General features: G+C 35.9%; 14 protein-coding genes. 8 read left to right on the forward strand and 6 right to left on the reverse strand.

Features of this window, described 5'->3' with window-relative positions; translation table 11 throughout:
- Positions 1 to 57: 57 nt before the first annotated feature.
- Positions 58 to 681, forward strand: coding sequence for a 7-carboxy-7-deazaguanine synthase QueE (locus tag LUA90_RS09100; protein WP_231490742.1), 624 nt, complete (start codon positions 58 to 60; stop codon positions 679 to 681).
- Between the two features lie 38 nt (positions 682 to 719).
- A complete protein-coding gene (locus tag LUA90_RS09105; RefSeq protein ID WP_231490743.1) occupies positions 720 to 2,606 on the forward strand; it encodes an OmpA family protein in 1,887 nt (628 codons plus the stop codon).
- A gap of 514 nt (positions 2,607 to 3,120) precedes the next feature.
- Here the strand turns inward: LUA90_RS09105 and LUA90_RS09110 are convergent.
- From LUA90_RS09110 to recQ, 3 genes are all read right to left on the reverse strand, one after another.
- Positions 3,121 to 3,837, reverse strand: a complete 717-nt coding sequence (locus tag LUA90_RS09110; protein ID WP_231490744.1) for a YqjF family protein — start codon at positions 3,835 to 3,837, stop codon at positions 3,121 to 3,123.
- A 2-nt stretch (positions 3,838 to 3,839) separates the two neighbouring features.
- Complete coding sequence (gene kdsA, locus LUA90_RS09115; RefSeq protein WP_231490745.1) at positions 3,840 to 4,652, reverse strand: 3-deoxy-8-phosphooctulonate synthase; 813 nt, start codon at positions 4,650 to 4,652, stop codon at positions 3,840 to 3,842.
- A 130-nt stretch (positions 4,653 to 4,782) separates the two neighbouring features.
- On the reverse strand, positions 4,783 to 6,972 hold the full coding sequence (gene recQ, locus LUA90_RS09120) for a DNA helicase RecQ (RefSeq protein ID WP_231490979.1): 2,190 nt from the start codon (positions 6,970 to 6,972) through the stop codon (positions 4,783 to 4,785).
- 91 nt (positions 6,973 to 7,063) lie between these two features.
- Between recQ and LUA90_RS09125 the strand changes: the two genes are divergently transcribed.
- Both LUA90_RS09125 and LUA90_RS09130 read left to right on the forward strand, forming a co-directional pair.
- A complete protein-coding gene (locus LUA90_RS09125) occupies positions 7,064 to 8,032 on the forward strand; it encodes an SIS domain-containing protein (protein ID WP_231490746.1) in 969 nt (322 codons plus the stop codon).
- Between the two features lie 15 nt (positions 8,033 to 8,047).
- A complete protein-coding gene (locus LUA90_RS09130; protein ID WP_231490747.1) occupies positions 8,048 to 9,139 on the forward strand; it encodes a mannose-1-phosphate guanylyltransferase in 1,092 nt (363 codons plus the stop codon).
- Positions 9,140 to 9,240: 101 nt separating this feature from the next.
- Here the strand turns inward: LUA90_RS09130 and rlmB are convergent, their stop codons facing one another.
- Entirely contained in the window at positions 9,241 to 10,005 is a 765-nt protein-coding gene (gene rlmB, locus LUA90_RS09135) for a 23S rRNA (guanosine(2251)-2'-O)-methyltransferase RlmB (RefSeq protein WP_231490980.1), read from the reverse strand.
- 179 nt (positions 10,006 to 10,184) lie between these two features.
- Here rlmB and dnaB point away from each other — a divergent pair, with 179 nt between their 5' ends.
- Complete coding sequence (dnaB, locus tag LUA90_RS09140) at positions 10,185 to 11,750, forward strand: replicative DNA helicase (protein WP_231490748.1); 1,566 nt, start codon at positions 10,185 to 10,187, stop codon at positions 11,748 to 11,750.
- A 485-nt stretch (positions 11,751 to 12,235) separates the two neighbouring features.
- Here dnaB and chrA read toward each other — a convergent pair whose 3' ends face one another.
- Together chrA and LUA90_RS09150 are read right to left on the reverse strand one after the other, a co-directional pair.
- Complete coding sequence (chrA, locus tag LUA90_RS09145; protein ID WP_231490749.1) at positions 12,236 to 13,453, reverse strand: chromate efflux transporter; 1,218 nt, start codon at positions 13,451 to 13,453, stop codon at positions 12,236 to 12,238.
- 27 nt (positions 13,454 to 13,480) lie between these two features.
- On the reverse strand, positions 13,481 to 13,816 hold the full coding sequence (locus LUA90_RS09150) for a tetratricopeptide repeat protein (RefSeq protein ID WP_231459463.1): 336 nt from the start codon (positions 13,814 to 13,816) through the stop codon (positions 13,481 to 13,483).
- Positions 13,817 to 13,950: 134 nt separating this feature from the next.
- Here LUA90_RS09150 and LUA90_RS09155 point away from each other — a divergent pair, with 134 nt between their 5' ends.
- The 3 genes from LUA90_RS09155 (at position 13,951) to LUA90_RS09165 (ending at position 16,417) form a co-directional block, all read left to right on the forward strand.
- Positions 13,951 to 14,688, forward strand: a complete 738-nt coding sequence (locus LUA90_RS09155; RefSeq protein ID WP_231459462.1) for an electron transfer flavoprotein subunit beta/FixA family protein — start codon at positions 13,951 to 13,953, stop codon at positions 14,686 to 14,688.
- A 72-nt stretch (positions 14,689 to 14,760) separates the two neighbouring features.
- Entirely contained in the window at positions 14,761 to 15,729 is a 969-nt protein-coding gene (locus LUA90_RS09160) for an electron transfer flavoprotein subunit alpha/FixB family protein (RefSeq protein ID WP_231490750.1), read from the forward strand.
- Between the two features lie 73 nt (positions 15,730 to 15,802).
- On the forward strand, positions 15,803 to 16,417 hold the full coding sequence (locus tag LUA90_RS09165; protein ID WP_231459460.1) for a bifunctional nuclease family protein: 615 nt from the start codon (positions 15,803 to 15,805) through the stop codon (positions 16,415 to 16,417).
- Positions 16,418 to 16,436: the final 19 nt, after the last annotated feature.

Here is a 16,436-nt window from a genome sequence, read left to right on the forward strand (position 1 = left end):
TTTTTTAAACCAGAAACGATTACACCATATTTTTTTTGGATATTTGCAACCTCAAAAATGAAACAAGAAATACCAGAAGACGGCACATTACTTCCATTAATGGAAGAGTTCTACACAATACAGGGCGAGGGATTTAACACAGGAAAAGCAGCATATTTTATTCGTTTAGGCGGTTGTGATGTTGGCTGCCATTGGTGTGATGTTAAAGAGAGCTGGGATGCAGAAATGCATCCGTTGACGCCTGCTGATGTTATTGTAGAAAATGCTGATAAATTTCCGGGGAAAGCTGTTGTGATTACAGGTGGCGAACCCTTAATCTATAACCTGGATTATTTAACTAATAAACTTAAAGAAAGAGGAATTTTAACCTTCATAGAAACCTCTGGTGCATATCCTTTATCTGGCAATTGGGATTGGATTTGTTTATCACCTAAAAAATTTAAGGCGCCACGACCAGACATCACGCCTTTTGCACATGAATTAAAAGTTATCGTTTTTAACAAAAGTGATTTTAAATGGGCAGAGGAATATGCGGCAATGGTATCTCCTACCTGCAAATTATATTTACAGCCAGAATGGTCAAAATCAAAAGAAATTACACCGATGATTATTGAATACGTAAAGGCTAACCCAAAATGGGAAATTTCATTGCAAACGCACAAATTTTTAAATATTCCTTAAATAGTTTACATTAGCTTTGATAACCAAATGTTAATGTAATGAAATGCTGGTTTCTCTTACTCTTTAGCTCATTTAGCGCTTTTTGTTTTGCTCAAAATTCTTCAAATAGAAAAGCACAATCTTTTTTTGAGAAAGCTGAACCATACATCGACAAAAATGATTACGCCTCTGCCGAAGGGGTTTTAAAAAGCGCTACAGAAGCCGACCCACTTTTTCAAAATGCATATTTTTTGCTGGCTGCTGTAAATAAGTTGCAAAGAAAATACGCCGAGTCAAAATTATCTTATCAAAAAGCTATTAAAATTAATAGTAAAGTAGCTCCAGAAGTAATCTATAACCTTGCAGAAGTAGAATTTGCAACACAAGAATTTGACAAAGCAAAACAACATTTTTTAGAGTTTTTAGCTTTAGATGGTTCATCCGCAAGAGCGGGTAAAGCGAAGAAATATCTTTTAGATTGTGATTTTGCCGCCCTAGCAATTAAAAAACCTGTTAGTTACTCACCGATAAATCTTGGCGAAGGTGTAAACACTACAGATTCAGAATATTTTCCAGCCTTAACTGCTGATGGCGAAACCTTAATTTTTACACGTCAGGTAAATGGAAACGAAGATTTTTGGTCCTCACAATTCAAAAATAATTCATGGAATCTGGCAACGCCACTATCAACCAGAATCAATACGACCAAATATAATGAAGGTGCACAAACCATATCTCCTGATGGAAAATATTTATTTTTTACGGGATGTAATCGCCCGGATGGTTTAGGAAGATGCGATATTTATGTTTCTCATCGCGAAGGAAAAGATTGGGGTGAACCCTATAACGTTGGCAAACCTGTTAATTCTGAGTACTGGGAATCGCAACCAGCGATTAGTCCGGATGGTAGAACTTTATATTTCATTAGCAATCGGCCGGGTGGTTCTGGCGGTTATGATATTTGGAAAAGTACCATAACCGATGATGCAAAATGGGGACCTGCTATCAACCTTGGACCAGAAATTAATACGGCTAATGATGAAAACACTCCATTTCTTCATGCTGATGGAAAGACACTTTATTTTTCATCTGATGGCTGGCCGGGTTTTGGAAATAAAGATATTTACTATAACCGTATGGATGATGCTGGCAAATTTAAACAGCCGGTTAACCTTGGCTATCCAATAAATTCATTTGAGGATGAAAGCGGCTTAATTGTAAGTGCCGATGGTAACTTCGGAATGTTTTCTTCAAATCTTAAAAATGGCTTCGGCGGACAAGACATTTACAGTTTTGGTATCCCCGAAGCGGCAAAGCCGTTAAAAATATCGTTTGTAAAAGGTATTGTGAGAGATAAGGACACTAAAAAAACGATTGAAAGCAATGTTCAGGTTATTGATTTAAAAACAAATAAAACTGTTTTTGATGATTATACCGATGCTGAAACAGGTCAGTTTTTAGCAGTAATGCCAATTGGAGGCAATTATTTGTTTAATGTTAATGCAGATGGTTACCTGTTTTATTCAGAAAATTTTGAGTTAAAAACCGGGGATATCAATAAGCCTTATCTAATTGAAGTATCGATAGAAAAAATAAAGCAAGGCGGAAATGTTACGCTGAGAAATATTTTCTTCGATACCAATAAGTTTAATCTGCTGCCCGTTTCTATAAGAGAGTTAGATTTATTGATTGATTTTCTCAACCAAAATGCAACAGTAAATATTGAAATTCAAGGTCATACTGATAATGTTGGCGATGCTAAATTGAATGAGAAATTATCCTTTAACAGGGCGAATGCTGTGTATGAGTATTTATTGAAAAATAATATAGAAGCAAGAAGACTTACTTTTAATGGATTTGGTGCAAGTAAACCGATTGCAGACAACAAAACAGAGTTTGGGAGAAAAAACAACCGCAGAACATCTTTTGTAATTACTAAAATCTAAAATTACTGCAACTGTTATGGCTTTGATTAGATCGTTAACGCTAAAATAATAATTGTTTAGACAAGTTCATTAATGCACAATAGTTCCTTTTATATGAAATAATCAAGGATATTAATTTCTGGTATTTGGACATTTAGCTAAACCTAAGCAGCGACTCTTCGTTTCACTTTAAACTGGGCTAATATCCCGAACTTACGGAATTGGGATGAGCTGTCAAAGCCGAACCACTTACTTTAATACAAAAATTTTCAGCCGGCGATTATTAACCTGTTTCTATTATTTTAATTGCATTAATGAACTCCCAGAAATGCTCGGCTTTGTTTCTTTTGTTGTCAAAGAAAAATTCCTGTCAGGCTAGGCCAAAATCATGTGATGCTAATTTTGTGAGATTTGCTCAACTCAATAAGATTGCCACGAAACTATGAAAAATAGTTTCTCGCAATAACGACTGTTTTAAAGACATCGTTTAAACTTTTACGAAAGAAAATTAACATTGTTAAGGCGATAGTAAAACCTAAAACTTCTTCCCTTTTAAAACCCTGATTTCAGAACCTTCAGCTAGCATTACAGAATCTGGATTTGCATTATTTAAAAAGGCAAAATCAGGTCCGTAATTCACGCCAAAATCTACATCAATTTTGTAATCTTTAATTGGATATACTTCCCAACGAGGATGCTCTACACCATATTCAGATGTTTTGTTAACACCTAGCTTTGTGTAACCCCAATAATGTTCGGTTATAAATTCTTCTTCACTACCAATTGCAATTGGTTCAGCTTTTGGTGAAGCCGCGACAGAAAATTTATTCCATGATTTATTTTTCCAAAGATATTCAACCTCTAATTCTTGCTTATGCTCAATCCAAGCATGTTTCATGGGTAAAGTTTGGTAATGTTCTTTATAAATTGTGTTAGCCACAAAAGTAATCGCAGGTAATGGCACAATTTCTTTTAGAAAAACTACACCTCGCTTCCACTCATTGCCATCTTTAAATTTAACATAAAAACGAAGATTTACTTCCTCAAAATTGGTATGAAAAGGGATGTTAAATCCCCTCAACTCTACGTTAACGAACATAAAACCAACCAAACTAACATAATATTTACCTTGCCAATCATCTAATTCTGTATTCGCAGGTAAATATTTTTTCAGAATTTCTGCATCAACAGCATATTGAGCTAATGCTAATTTCCGCCATTCGGCAGTAAGGAAGACGTTGGGATTCGCCACAATTACAAAATTGCTTGTCTGATACGGATTAATTTGCTAAGTGTTTCTTCTAGTAAATCCAAGTGCAACATATTTGCGCCATCAGATTTTGCATTTGCCGGGTCGGGATGGGTTTCGATAAACAAACCATCAGCACCAACAGCAATTGCAGCCTTTGCAATTGTAGAAATTAATTCGGGCTTACCACCAGTTACGCCGCTACTTTGATTTGGCTGTTGTAAAGAGTGTGTACAATCCATCACAACAGGAACACCAAAACTCTGCATTTCCGGTAAGCCGCGATAATCAACTATTAAATCCTGGTAACCAAAAGTGTTTCCTCTATCGGTTAAAATTACTTTATCATTTCCGGCCTCTTTAATTTTTTCTACTGCAAATTTCATTGAACCTGCAGATAAAAATTGACCTTTTTTCACATTTACCACCTTACCGGTTTCAGCTGCAGCAATTAACAAATCTGTTTGCCGACAAAGAAAAGCTGGGATTTGCAAAACATCAACGTAAGCAGCAGCCATAGAAGCTTCATCACTTTCATGAATATCTGTTACAGTTGGCACGCCAAATTCCCTGGCAACTTTTGCCAAAATATTCAACGCCTTTTCATCGCCAATGCCAGTAAAAGAACTGCCTTTACTTCTGTTCGCTTTGCGGTAAGAGCCTTTAAAAATGTAAGGAATTTGAAGTTTATCCGTAATCGTAATAATTTTTTCTGCAATACGCATGGCGATGTCTTCGCCCTCAATAGCGCAAGGGCCAGCCATTAAAAAGAAATTACCCGAATCTGTATTTTTTATATTGTGTAAGTAGTTAAGCATTTTGATAGGTTATGTAAAATGGTAGATGGATGATAGAAAATGGAAGATGTGAGATGGATAATGGAAGATGTCAGATCGGATAACCGAAAAGACACATCATCCATCTCACATGTACCATCATACATCACAGCTAGTTTCCTAGTTCTGACATAAATTTAATTCGCATTAATTGAATCTCTTCACGGGTGTAATCTGTTTCTCCCAGCTCATTTAGTGCTTCATCAATCGAATCGTTTTCTGCAGCACGGAAGTAATCAAAAACTTCATCCTGCCTATCATCATCAATCACTTCATCAATAAAATAATTCAAATTTAGTTTGGTACCAGAATTTACAATCGATTCAACTTCTTTCAGAATTTCTTCATAGGTTATACCTTTAGAATCTGCAATATCTTCTAATCCAATCTGCCTGTCAATATTTTGGATAATAGATACTTTCATTTGCGATTTATTTGCCTGGGTTTTGATAATCAGGTCAATTGGTCGCTCAATGTCGTTATCCTCCACATATTTTTTAATCAGTTCGATAAAAGGACTTCCAAATTTCATAGCCTTACCCGAACCAACACCAGAAATCTGTTTCAATTCTTCAGAAGTAATTGGATAGTGCGTGCACATTTCTTCTAAAGATGGATCTTGAAAAACTACAAAAGGTGGAACATTTTTTTGCTTCGCGATTTTCTTACGCAAATCTTTTAGCAGCTGTAGCAAATGAGTATCTAAAGCTCCGGTGCCTTGTTTTACATCGTCTTCATCATCAGCAACATTAGTTTCTATGAGCTCATTTAAAATAAACTTCAAGCTGTAAGGATTGATGATGAAATCTTTCCCTTGCTTGGTTAATTTTAGTAAACCATAATTATCAATATCCTTAAAAAGAAAATTATTTAAAACCGCCTGGCGGATAACTGATTTCCAAAGTAACTCTCCATCTTGCTTGCCGATTCCAAATTCAGGCAATTTACTATGCTCATAAGCGATGGTTTGAGCCGTTTCTAAACCTAAAAATACATTCAGCAAATGTGCATCATCAAATTTTTCTCCAGCGGTATTAATAAATTTTAACAAGGTTGATAATTGCTCTTCAGCATCAAACTGCTTTTTAGGTTTTTTGCAATTATCGCACATGCAGTTGCAACCGGTTTCATTAAAATTCTCTCCAAAGTAGTGTAAAATCTGCTTACGGCGACAAACGCCGGACTCGGCATAATCAATTACTTCTTTAAGTATCTGAGTACCAATTTCACGCTCGGCAACTGGTTTATCTTTCATAAACTTGGCAAGCTTATCAACATCTTTTTGTGCGTAAAAAGCAATACAAACGCCTTCACCACCATCACGACCAGCTCTGCCGGTTTCCTGATAGTAGCCTTCCATACTTTTAGGCACATCATGGTGTATAACAAAACGAACATCAGGTTTATCAATCCCCATCCCGAAAGCAATTGTAGCTACAATTACCTCTGCATCTTCCATCAAAAATTTATCCTGAGTTTCTGCCCGAACTTTCGGCTCTAAGCCAGCATGGTATGGTAAGGCACTAATTCCGTTTAAGTTTAAAGCTTCGGCAACTTCTTCTACCTTTTTACGGCTTAAGCAGTAAATAATACCAGATTTACCAGGATTAGATTTGATATATTTAATAATTTCCTTTGTTATATCCCTTTTCGGGCGGATTTCATAAAATAAATTCGGTCGGTTAAAGGATGATTTAAACAAAGTAGCCTCAGACATGCCAAGGTTTTTCATAATATCTTGCTGAACCTTTGGAGTAGCTGTAGCTGTTAAAGCAATAATTGGAATGTTATTACCTAATCCGGCAATAACCTGTTTAATTTTTCGGTATTCTGGTCTAAAATCATGCCCCCATTCTGAGATACAGTGTGCCTCATCAACAGCAACGAATGAAATTTTTATCAGATTTAAAAACTCAATGTTCTCTTGCTTAGCCAAAGATTCTGGCGCAACATATAATAGTTTGGTCTGCCCGCTTAGCAGGTCAGATTTTACTTGAGTAATTTCAGATTTATTTAGGGATGAATTTAGAAAATGTGCAATACTATCATTTCCACCAAATGCTCTTAACTGATCTACCTGATTTTTCATCAAAGCAATTAATGGAGAAATAACAATAGCTGTTCCTTCGCTCATTAAAGCCGGTAATTGATAGCAAATAGACTTCCCTCCACCCGTTGGCATTATAACAAATGTGTTATTGCCTTCTAAAATATTTGTAATGATCGATTCCTGATCACCTTTGAAATTATCAAACCCAAAAAAATTCTGTAGGTTATCAAATAACGACTTTTTCACGTCCATTTTGTGTAATAAAATATGCGATGCTATTTTTCTATCCAAAATAACATAATTTTACAAGAATTTCAATTATTAACAAACAATTTTTTTCTCTTTGAAAAGTAAAAAATCAACTACAGAATCGGCAATAAGTACACTTGAACTAGAAGCAGCGGCAATTTTAAACGTTGCTAAAAACCTAGGGAGTGACTTTGAAAAAGTTGTTTCGAGTATTTTAGAATGTAAAGGCCGGGTAATTGTTACGGGTATTGGTAAAAGTGCAATAATTGCTCAAAAAATTGTTGCGACATTTAATTCAACCGGAACACCTGCAATATTTATGCATGCCGCCGATGCTATTCATGGGGATTTAGGCATGATTCAGATTGATGACATCATTATATGCATTTCTAAAAGTGGAAATACACCTGAGATTAAAGTATTAGCGCCTCTATTAAAGAGTGCAGGCAATATCTTAATTGGAATGGTTGGCGAACTAAATTCGTTTTTAGCACAACAAGCAAACTTGGTTCTAAATACTTCGGTTGAAAAAGAAGCTTGCCCGCATAACCTTGCACCTACAACAAGCACAACTGCACAGTTAGCTTTAGGAGATGCTTTAGCAATATGCCTTTTAGAACAACGCGAATTTAATGAACAAGATTTTGCTAAATATCATCCAGGAGGTTCATTAGGTAAGAAGCTCTATCTTAAGGCTAAAGATTTAGCTTTAAGTAATGAAAAACCATCCATAAAACCAGAAGCATCGGTTAAGCAAGTATTAATTGAAATTAGCAAAAACCGTTTAGGTGCTGTAGCTGTTGTTGATGGTAATAACCAAATATTGGGCATTATTACTGATGGCGACATCAGGCGCATGTTGGAGAATAATGTTGATATAACACCAATGCTTGCAAAAGATATAATGGGTAAAAATCCTAAAGTTATTGAAAGCGATGCATTAGCTGTTGACGCATTAGATATTATTAAAAAAAATAACATTACACAGTTAATTGTTTTAGAACAAAATGCCTACTTTGGCATCATTCACTTACACGATTTGCTTAACGAAGGAATTGTGTGATTTTCAAATCATCAAATGAATAAAAATTATTACGTACTTATTATGGCCGGCGGTGTCGGAAGCCGTTTTTGGCCAGTAAGCAGAACACAATACCCAAAACAATTCATAGACTTTTTCGGGGTTGGCAAAACCCTTATTCAAAGTACATACGAACGATTTTTAAAAATATGCCCTGCGGAGAATATTTTTATAGTTTCGAATGAAATTTATACTGATTTAATAAAAGAGCAATTGCCAAATCTATCTGAAAATCAGATAATGGCCGAGCCGCTACTGCGCAATACTGCACCTTGTATAGCTTATGGATGCTTAAAAATTGCTGAAATTAATCCAAATGCTACAATTGTTGTAACACCTTCAGACCATACAATTGCTGATTTACCTGCCTTTACAGAAACTATAGAACAATCTTTAAAAGCAGCATCAGAAAACGATTGTTTGATAACTTTGGGTATAAGACCAAACCGACCTGATACCGGCTATGGCTATATCCAGCATACTGACCACGTTTTAAATACGGATAAGGATTTACATAAAGTTAAAACATTTACCGAGAAACCTAATTTAGAGCTCGCAAAATCATTCATACAAAGTGGTGATTTTTTATGGAATGCCGGTATATTTATTTGGTCTGCTAAAACAATTTTAAATGCGTTTAGCAATCATTTACCTGATATGTATGATATTTTTAACGCAGGCAGGTCGGAACTAAATACACCACGTGAGAAATCTTTTATAAACAATGCCTATTTGCAATGCACAAATATTTCAATAGATTTTGGAATTATGGAAAAAGCAGATAATGTTTATGTACTACCTGCAGATTTTGGCTGGTCAGACTTAGGTACCTGGGCATCTATTTACGACATGGCAGAAAAGGATTATGTTGGTAACGCAGTAATTCCATCAGAACAGGTTGTCATGTTCGATTCATCTAATTGTATGGTTAACGTACCTAAAGATAAATTGGTTATTTTAAACGGATTACATGATTTTATAATTGTAGAAAGTAATAATACTTTAATGATTTGTCCGAGAGATGAAGAACAGAAAGTAAAAGAATTTGTTGCCGAAGTTAAATCAAGATTTGGGAATAAATACATATAATTAGCTAAGAAGCAATTATAAAAAAGCCACAGATTTATAGATATCATTTAAGATAATCTGTAAATCTGCGGCTTCGATTTTATAGTCCAAATGTAGAAGGCTTAAACTCTTTGTCTAACGGCTTCGTATAAAATGACACCAGCAGCAACAGAAACATTTAAAGATTCTATTTTGCCAGCCATAGGGATTTTTGCAAGATGATCAGCAACTCTTAGCAAATCGTTAGAAATTCCTTCATCTTCCGAGCCCATAACAATTGCTGTTGGCATTGTATAATCAGGATTGTAAATTAAATCGCTTGTTTTCTCTGTGCAAGCCACAATTTGCAAACCACTATCTTGTAAAAACAAACAGGTTTTGTGCAAATTTGCGTGTCGGCAAATTGGAATGTTAAATAATGCGCCAGCAGATGTTTTAATTGCATCAGCATTTATTTGTGCAGCATTTTTTAATGGAACAACAATCGCATGTACGCCAACACAAGCTGCTGTACGGGCAATTGCACCCATATTCCTAACATCAGTAACACTATCTAAAATTAAAATTAAAGGCACCTCTCCTTTCTCAAAAATTGCAGGTATAATATCTTCAATATTTTGGTAAGTAATTGGCGAAATCACCGCGATAACGCCTTGGTGATTTTTCTGAGACATTCTATTCAATTTCTCAATCGGAACAGAATTCAGTGGAATTAAGGTTCCGGAAAGCAATGCTTTTAGTTCCAGAAATAAATCGCCGCCTAAACCTCTTTGTACATAAATTGTTTCAATATCTCTGCCGGCTTTAATTGCCTCAATTACAGCTCTAATACCAAAAACAAACTCATTATTTTCCTTTACCCGTTGCGGTCTTCTAAAATTATCCATTACTAAAAATTGTTGTGCAAAAGTAACCGAAATAATTATCCTTATCCACATTTTGTTGTTTAAAAAAATATTTGCCAGTCAAAATCGACTAAAAAAACAAATTATTTAAATGTCAGTTTGTTAGCAACTCCTAATAACTTCTTAAAACAACACCTTAAACTTTTAACTACTTTTGTGATATGAGTATCGATAACGAACAAGGCGGAAAGAATAGTATATCAGCTAGAAAAGCACGGTTAAGCACAACTGTAAGCACTGCAGGCAAACTTCCACCACAGGCATTAGATTTAGAAGAAGCGGTTTTAGGAGCTTTAATGCTGGAGAAAGATGCCTTGTCAGCTGTTATTGATATCTTAAAACCAGAAGTTTTTTATCACGAAGCACACCAAAAGATTTTTGCGGCAATACACATGCTGTTCGAAAAATCTAAACCTGTAGATATTTTAACAGTTACTTCAGAGTTACGCCAGATGGGAACTTTGGAAATGGTGGGAGGTGCTTATTATATCACAAATCTTACTAATCGTGTTGCTTCTGCTGCAAACATCGAGTTCCATGCAAGGATTATTTCTCAGAAATACATTCAGCGTGAGTTGATTAGAATTTCTACAGATATTATTACAAATGCTTACGAAGATACAACCGATATTTTCGATTTATTAGACCACGCAGAGAAAGGTTTATTTGATATTGCCCAGAACAACTTACGCAGAGATACGCAAAAGATGGACGATATTATCAAACAATCTTTAGCAACGTTAGAAGAATTAAGAACAAAAACTGATGGTTTAACTGGTGTTCCAACCGGTTTTACAGGATTGGATAGAATTACCGGTGGTTGGCAAAAGCAAGATTTAGTTATCATTGCTGCTCGTCCGGCGATGGGAAAAACAGCCTTTGTACTAACCTGCGCCAGAAACGCAACGGTAGATTTTGCAAAGCCAACAGTTGTATTTTCCCTGGAGATGTCATCCGTTCAGTTAGTGAATCGTTTAATTTCCGGCGAAGCCGAAATTGAGCAGGAGAAAATTAGAAAAGGTAATTTACAAGAGTGGGAATGGCAACAACTGCACAGTAAAATCGGTAGGTTAACAGAAGCGCCGCTACTTATTGATGATACGCCAGCTTTAAATATTTTTGAATTCAGGGCAAAATGCCGAAGATTGAAATCGCAATACGATATTCAGTTGGTAATTGTAGATTATTTGCAGTTAATGCATGGTAAAGGCGAAGGCGGTAAAGGCGGCGGAAACCGTGAGCAGGAAATTGGTAGTATTTCCAGAGCGCTTAAATCTGTAGCTAAAGAGCTTGATGTTCCGGTGCTAGCTTTATCTCAGTTAAGTCGTGCGGTAGAAAGCAGACCGGGCTTGCAAGGTAAAAGACCAATGTTATCAGATTTGCGTGAATCTGGTTCGATTGAGCAGGATGCTGATATGGTATTATTTCTATACCGCCCGGAATATTACGGTATTACAGAAGATGAGCAAGGACGTTCGCAAGCAGGTATTGGCGAAGTAATTATTGCAAAACACCGTAACGGTGAAACCGGAATTGTGCCGCTTAGATTTGTTGGTAAGTTTGTTAAGTTTACCGATTTGGAAGAGGATTTTACAGCTCCAAATTCATTCTCTGCCGATAGCCCGTCATCCGGCATGTACCCTTCTCAAGATTTTGAAAAGCAAGGAAACGTCATAATTCGCCCTTCCAAAATGGATGATTATAGTGACGAAGACCCACCGTTTTAAAATTTAAATAGAAAAGGAGATGTTTTAATATCTCCTTTTTTTATGATTAATATTTTGAAAATGAATGTTCAGTAATTCTTTTGAGAAACCTGCCCTGCTGTTCATTTTAGTCCCGATGAAAAAATCGGGAGCTGTCATTTCCATCAGGTTTAGACAACTTAAGTTTTTAGAATTATTTAAGTTTCTTGCCTTTCAATTTGTTAGGTTTTTTGCGCTTCGTCATTGCGAGGCACGAAGCAATCCTACCACTATGGGTTTTGTTAACTAACGCTTTAAGATTGCTTCGTGCCTCGCAATGACGTGTTGGGTATGCATGGCGTTAAATCTGATACTTAACCAAAACCGGCCTGATTTCATAAACCTGACAGTGTGGATACCGGCCTCGAGCTTAAGGCCTGCAGGCGCCTGCCTTCCGCAGGCAGGTATGAGCAAATGGCAGGACTAACATTTAATAGTTGCACTGCCACTGCTTTTCAAGAAAATATTTAAAAAAGATAGCCAACCAAAATTCCTGCTAATACAATTAATGGTGTACTAATTTTTGTAAAGTTGAGCAGCAAAAATGTAATTATCATAATGCCGATAAATAACCAATTAAAACCCATTGGCATTAATAAAAGTATAAACGCGGCAAATATAAAACCGACACTTACAGCATTAATACCAGATAAGCTGTGCCTAATTCTGGATATTTTCTTCAAATCATCCCAGAATGGAACAATAAATAAAACTAAAATTAAACCTGGCAAATTTATCCCGATTACACCAATTACGCCGCCTAAAATTTGTCCGCCAATGCCATAACCAAAATTCCGCATACTTAGTGCGCCAAGATAGCTGGTAAAAGAAAAGGTTGGCCCGGGTAAAGCTTGTTGCAATGCAAAACCCGATAAAAAGCCGGGCGCTTTCAGATAATGCTTCATTTCTACAAATTCTGTAAACATTAATGGCACCAAAACTTGTCCGCCGCCAAAAACCAAAATACCATTACGATAAAAATTTTCGAGTAAACGAATAGGCAAACTAAATGGAGAAGTTCGGTTTATTATTGCGCCAAATAAAGCAAACAATAATAAAGCACCCAAAAAGTAAATTAATTTACGTGGATTAATATTCGAAAAAAGGTTTACGCGAAGTTCTGTTTCTTCGTGAGGTGTTTCTATTGCAGAAGAAATTATGCCACCAATTAATATAGCCAGAGGAAACACGTAAGCATTTTTTAAAACTAAGGTTGCTATTACTGCTGCAAAAGAAAGAAAAATAGAAACCTGACTTTTTAACACTGTTTTGCCTAACTTGAATGCGCCATAAGCAACAATGCCGAGTGCAATTGGTTGTATATATTCTAAAACGTCTGCAAATTTTTGTTGTTGATCTAAAACTGCATAACTTATTGCAGCAAAAGTCATTATGGTTGCAGTTGGCAAAATCCAAATGAGAAAAGTTATAACAGCCAACTTAATTCTACCAACCTTCCAGGCTATACCAACTAAAGTTTGTGTAGATGCAGGACCAGGTAAAACCTGTGCCAAAGCGTTTAATTCTAGTAATTCTTCTTCGGTTATAAATTTTGTATTGTGCACAAAATATTTTAAAAGTAAGGCTAAATGAGCCGAAGCACCTCCAAAAGATGTGAATGTAAAAAATATAACATTTCGTAAAAAAAGAAGTTGTCTCTTTGGCGAAATAGACTTTGTTTCCATTTAAAAATTTAAACCGGTTGCTTAAAATTAATCATCCTCGTAATCTAATCCTGCGGCAGAATTATATGCACCTTGTAACTCTGAAAAAGCATGCATATCACGCTTATTTCTAGCTACAAACATACCCTTTTGATAAATATCGATGGCCTTGTCCTTTTCACCATCTTTTTCAAATAACTTACCTAAATGATAATAAGTACCAACATAATCCGGGTGTTTTTCAGTTAGCTGAAGGTAAAAATTATAAGCTTTTTCTTTATCATTTTGATTGTTATACTCTGTGGCTAAGGCATATAGAATAAATGGATCGTTCGGTTCATTTTCTAAAAACTCCAATAACTTTGCTAAACGGCTTGATGACATTTTATTTCCTTGCTTTTTTAATTAAATTTGCAGAAAGACCTAATATATAAATCTAAATAATTATGAGTTTTCCAGTGGATAAATTTGTTAATCTATATTGAGAAAAACATAATATTAAACCCAATTTTATACATATGAAAATATTAGTTTGTATCAGTAACGTGCCCGACACAACGACAAAAATAACTTTTACTAATGATAATACCGAATTCAATACAGCAGGTGTTCAATATATCGTAAATCCTTACGATGAAATTGCCTTAGCTAGAGCGATTGAATTAACAGAGGGAGGTAAAGGAACTACAACTGTAATTAATGTTGGAGAAGCAGCAACCGACCCAACCATTAGAAAAGCATTGGCAATTGGTGCTGATGATGCTGTACGTGTAAATGCAGCGCCTCGTGATGCTTATTTTGTGGCTAAGCAGATTGCAGAATACGCAAAAGATAAAGACTTTGATATGATTTTGACTGGTCGCGAATCTATTGACTACAACGGAAATCAGGTTGCTGCAATGGTTGGCGAATTTTTAGATATCCCATCAATCTCTATCATAAAAAAATTAGATACTGATGGCACAAATGCAACCATTGAACGTGAAATTGAAGGTGGTAAAGAAGTTTTAACCGTATCTGGAAAGTTTGTTGCAAGCTGCGCTGAAGGTGTTGCTGAACCAAAAATCCCGAATATGCGTGGTATTATGAGTGCTAGAACTAAACCATTAACGGTTGTAGAAGCAGTTTCTATCGAAGAAGTAACAAAAGTTGCTAAATATGAAACGCCAGCGCCTCGTGGTACTGTGAAATTAATTCCGGCAGAGCAAACAGCAGAATTAATTAACCTTTTACACAGCGAAGCTAAAGTGATTTAATTCGCTTAAACGATTTCAATCAAATTAAACAATTAGTTAAACAATCCTCCAAAGGATTTCAGAAATAAATATATGTCAGTATTAGTATATGTAGAGCAAGCTGAAGGAAAATTTAAAAAATCAGTATTCGAAGCTGTTTCTTATGCCAAAGCAATTGCCAACCAGCAATCAACTAATTTAACAGCAATTTCTATTGGTGATGTTGCCGAAAGCGAATTAAAAGAATTAGGCAAATATGGCGCTTCAAAAGTTTTAAATGTTAGCACAGATCAATTAAAAACTTTTGTAAATCAGGCTTATGCAAGTGTTATTTCAAGCGCAGCTGAAAAAGAAGGCGCAGACGTTGTTGTACTTTCGAACTCATTCTCTGGTAAAGGTTTAGCACCACGCATCGCTGTAAAGCTTAAAGCTGGTTTAGCAGATGGCGCTGTAGAATTACCAAGCACTGATGGAAAATTTTCAGTTAAAAAAACGGCGTTTTCGGGTAAAGCTTTTGCCATTACAGAATTAACTTCTGCTAATAAAGTTATTGCCTTAAACCCAAATGCATTTGGCGTTAAAGAAAATGCAACAGATGTTACTATCGAAAATTTTAATGCTGATGTTAAACAATCAGACTTAGGTACGGTTATTAAAGATATTGTAAGGGCTACAGATAAAGTTTCATTACCTGATGCTGAATTGGTAGTTTCTGCAGGTAGAGGTTTAAAAGGCCCTGAAAATTGGGGAATGATTGAAGAATTAGCCGGCTTATTAGGTGCTGCAACGGCTTGTTCAAAACCAGTTTCTGATGCAGATTGGAGACCACACTCAGAACACGTTGGTCAAACCGGTATCGCAATTAGCCCAAATTTATACATTGCAATTGGTATTTCTGGTGCAATTCAGCATTTAGCCGGTGTAAGTTCTTCAAAAGTAATTGTTGTAATTAACAAAGACCCTGAGGCACCATTCTTTAAAGTGGCTGATTATGGTATTGTTGGCGATGCTTTTGAAGTTGTTCCAAAATTAATTGAAGCTTTAAAAGCACATAAAGCATAATTTGTCATAACGAGTTTATAGAAATGCGTAGCTTAACCAGTGTTTCTATAAATTCAATGTGACATCAGCATATATGAAGAAAGTAAAATTAGATATTGTAGGTTTATCTTATAGCCAAACTCAATCTGGTGCTTATGCGCTGGTGTTAGGTGAAGTTAATGGCAGAAGACGTTTACCCATCATTATTGGAGCTTTTGAAGCTCAGGCAATTGCCATCGAAATTGAGAAGATGACTCCAAGTAGGCCGCTAACGCATGATTTATTTAAATCGATGGCCGAAACGTTTCATATTAATGTTCAGGAGATTATCATTTACAACCTGGTTGATGGTGTTTTTTATGCAAAGTTGATTTGCAGTGATGGTAAAAACACACATGAAATCGATGCAAGAACATCTGATGCTATCGCGTTGGCGGTAAGGTTCAACGCAATGATTTATACTTACGAATTCATTCTTGCATCTGCAGGAATTGTAATTGAAGGTAATGATTTTCTGTTTCTTGAAAACATGGATAGCCTTGCCAAAGAACCTGATGCTGACACCTTACCAACATCTACAAGCCAACAAGGTTATACAGATTTAACCGTAGAGGAGTTGCAGCAAAAACTTCAGGAAGCAATTGCTGATGAAGCTTATGAGAAAGCCGCCCGCTTACGTGATGAATTGAACAAACGAGGCACATCTTAGTAATAAAATAGCTCAACTG

The sequence above is a fragment of the Pedobacter sp. Leaf170 genome (assembly GCF_920984665.1).
GTDB lineage: Bacteria > Bacteroidota > Bacteroidia > Sphingobacteriales > Sphingobacteriaceae > Pedobacter.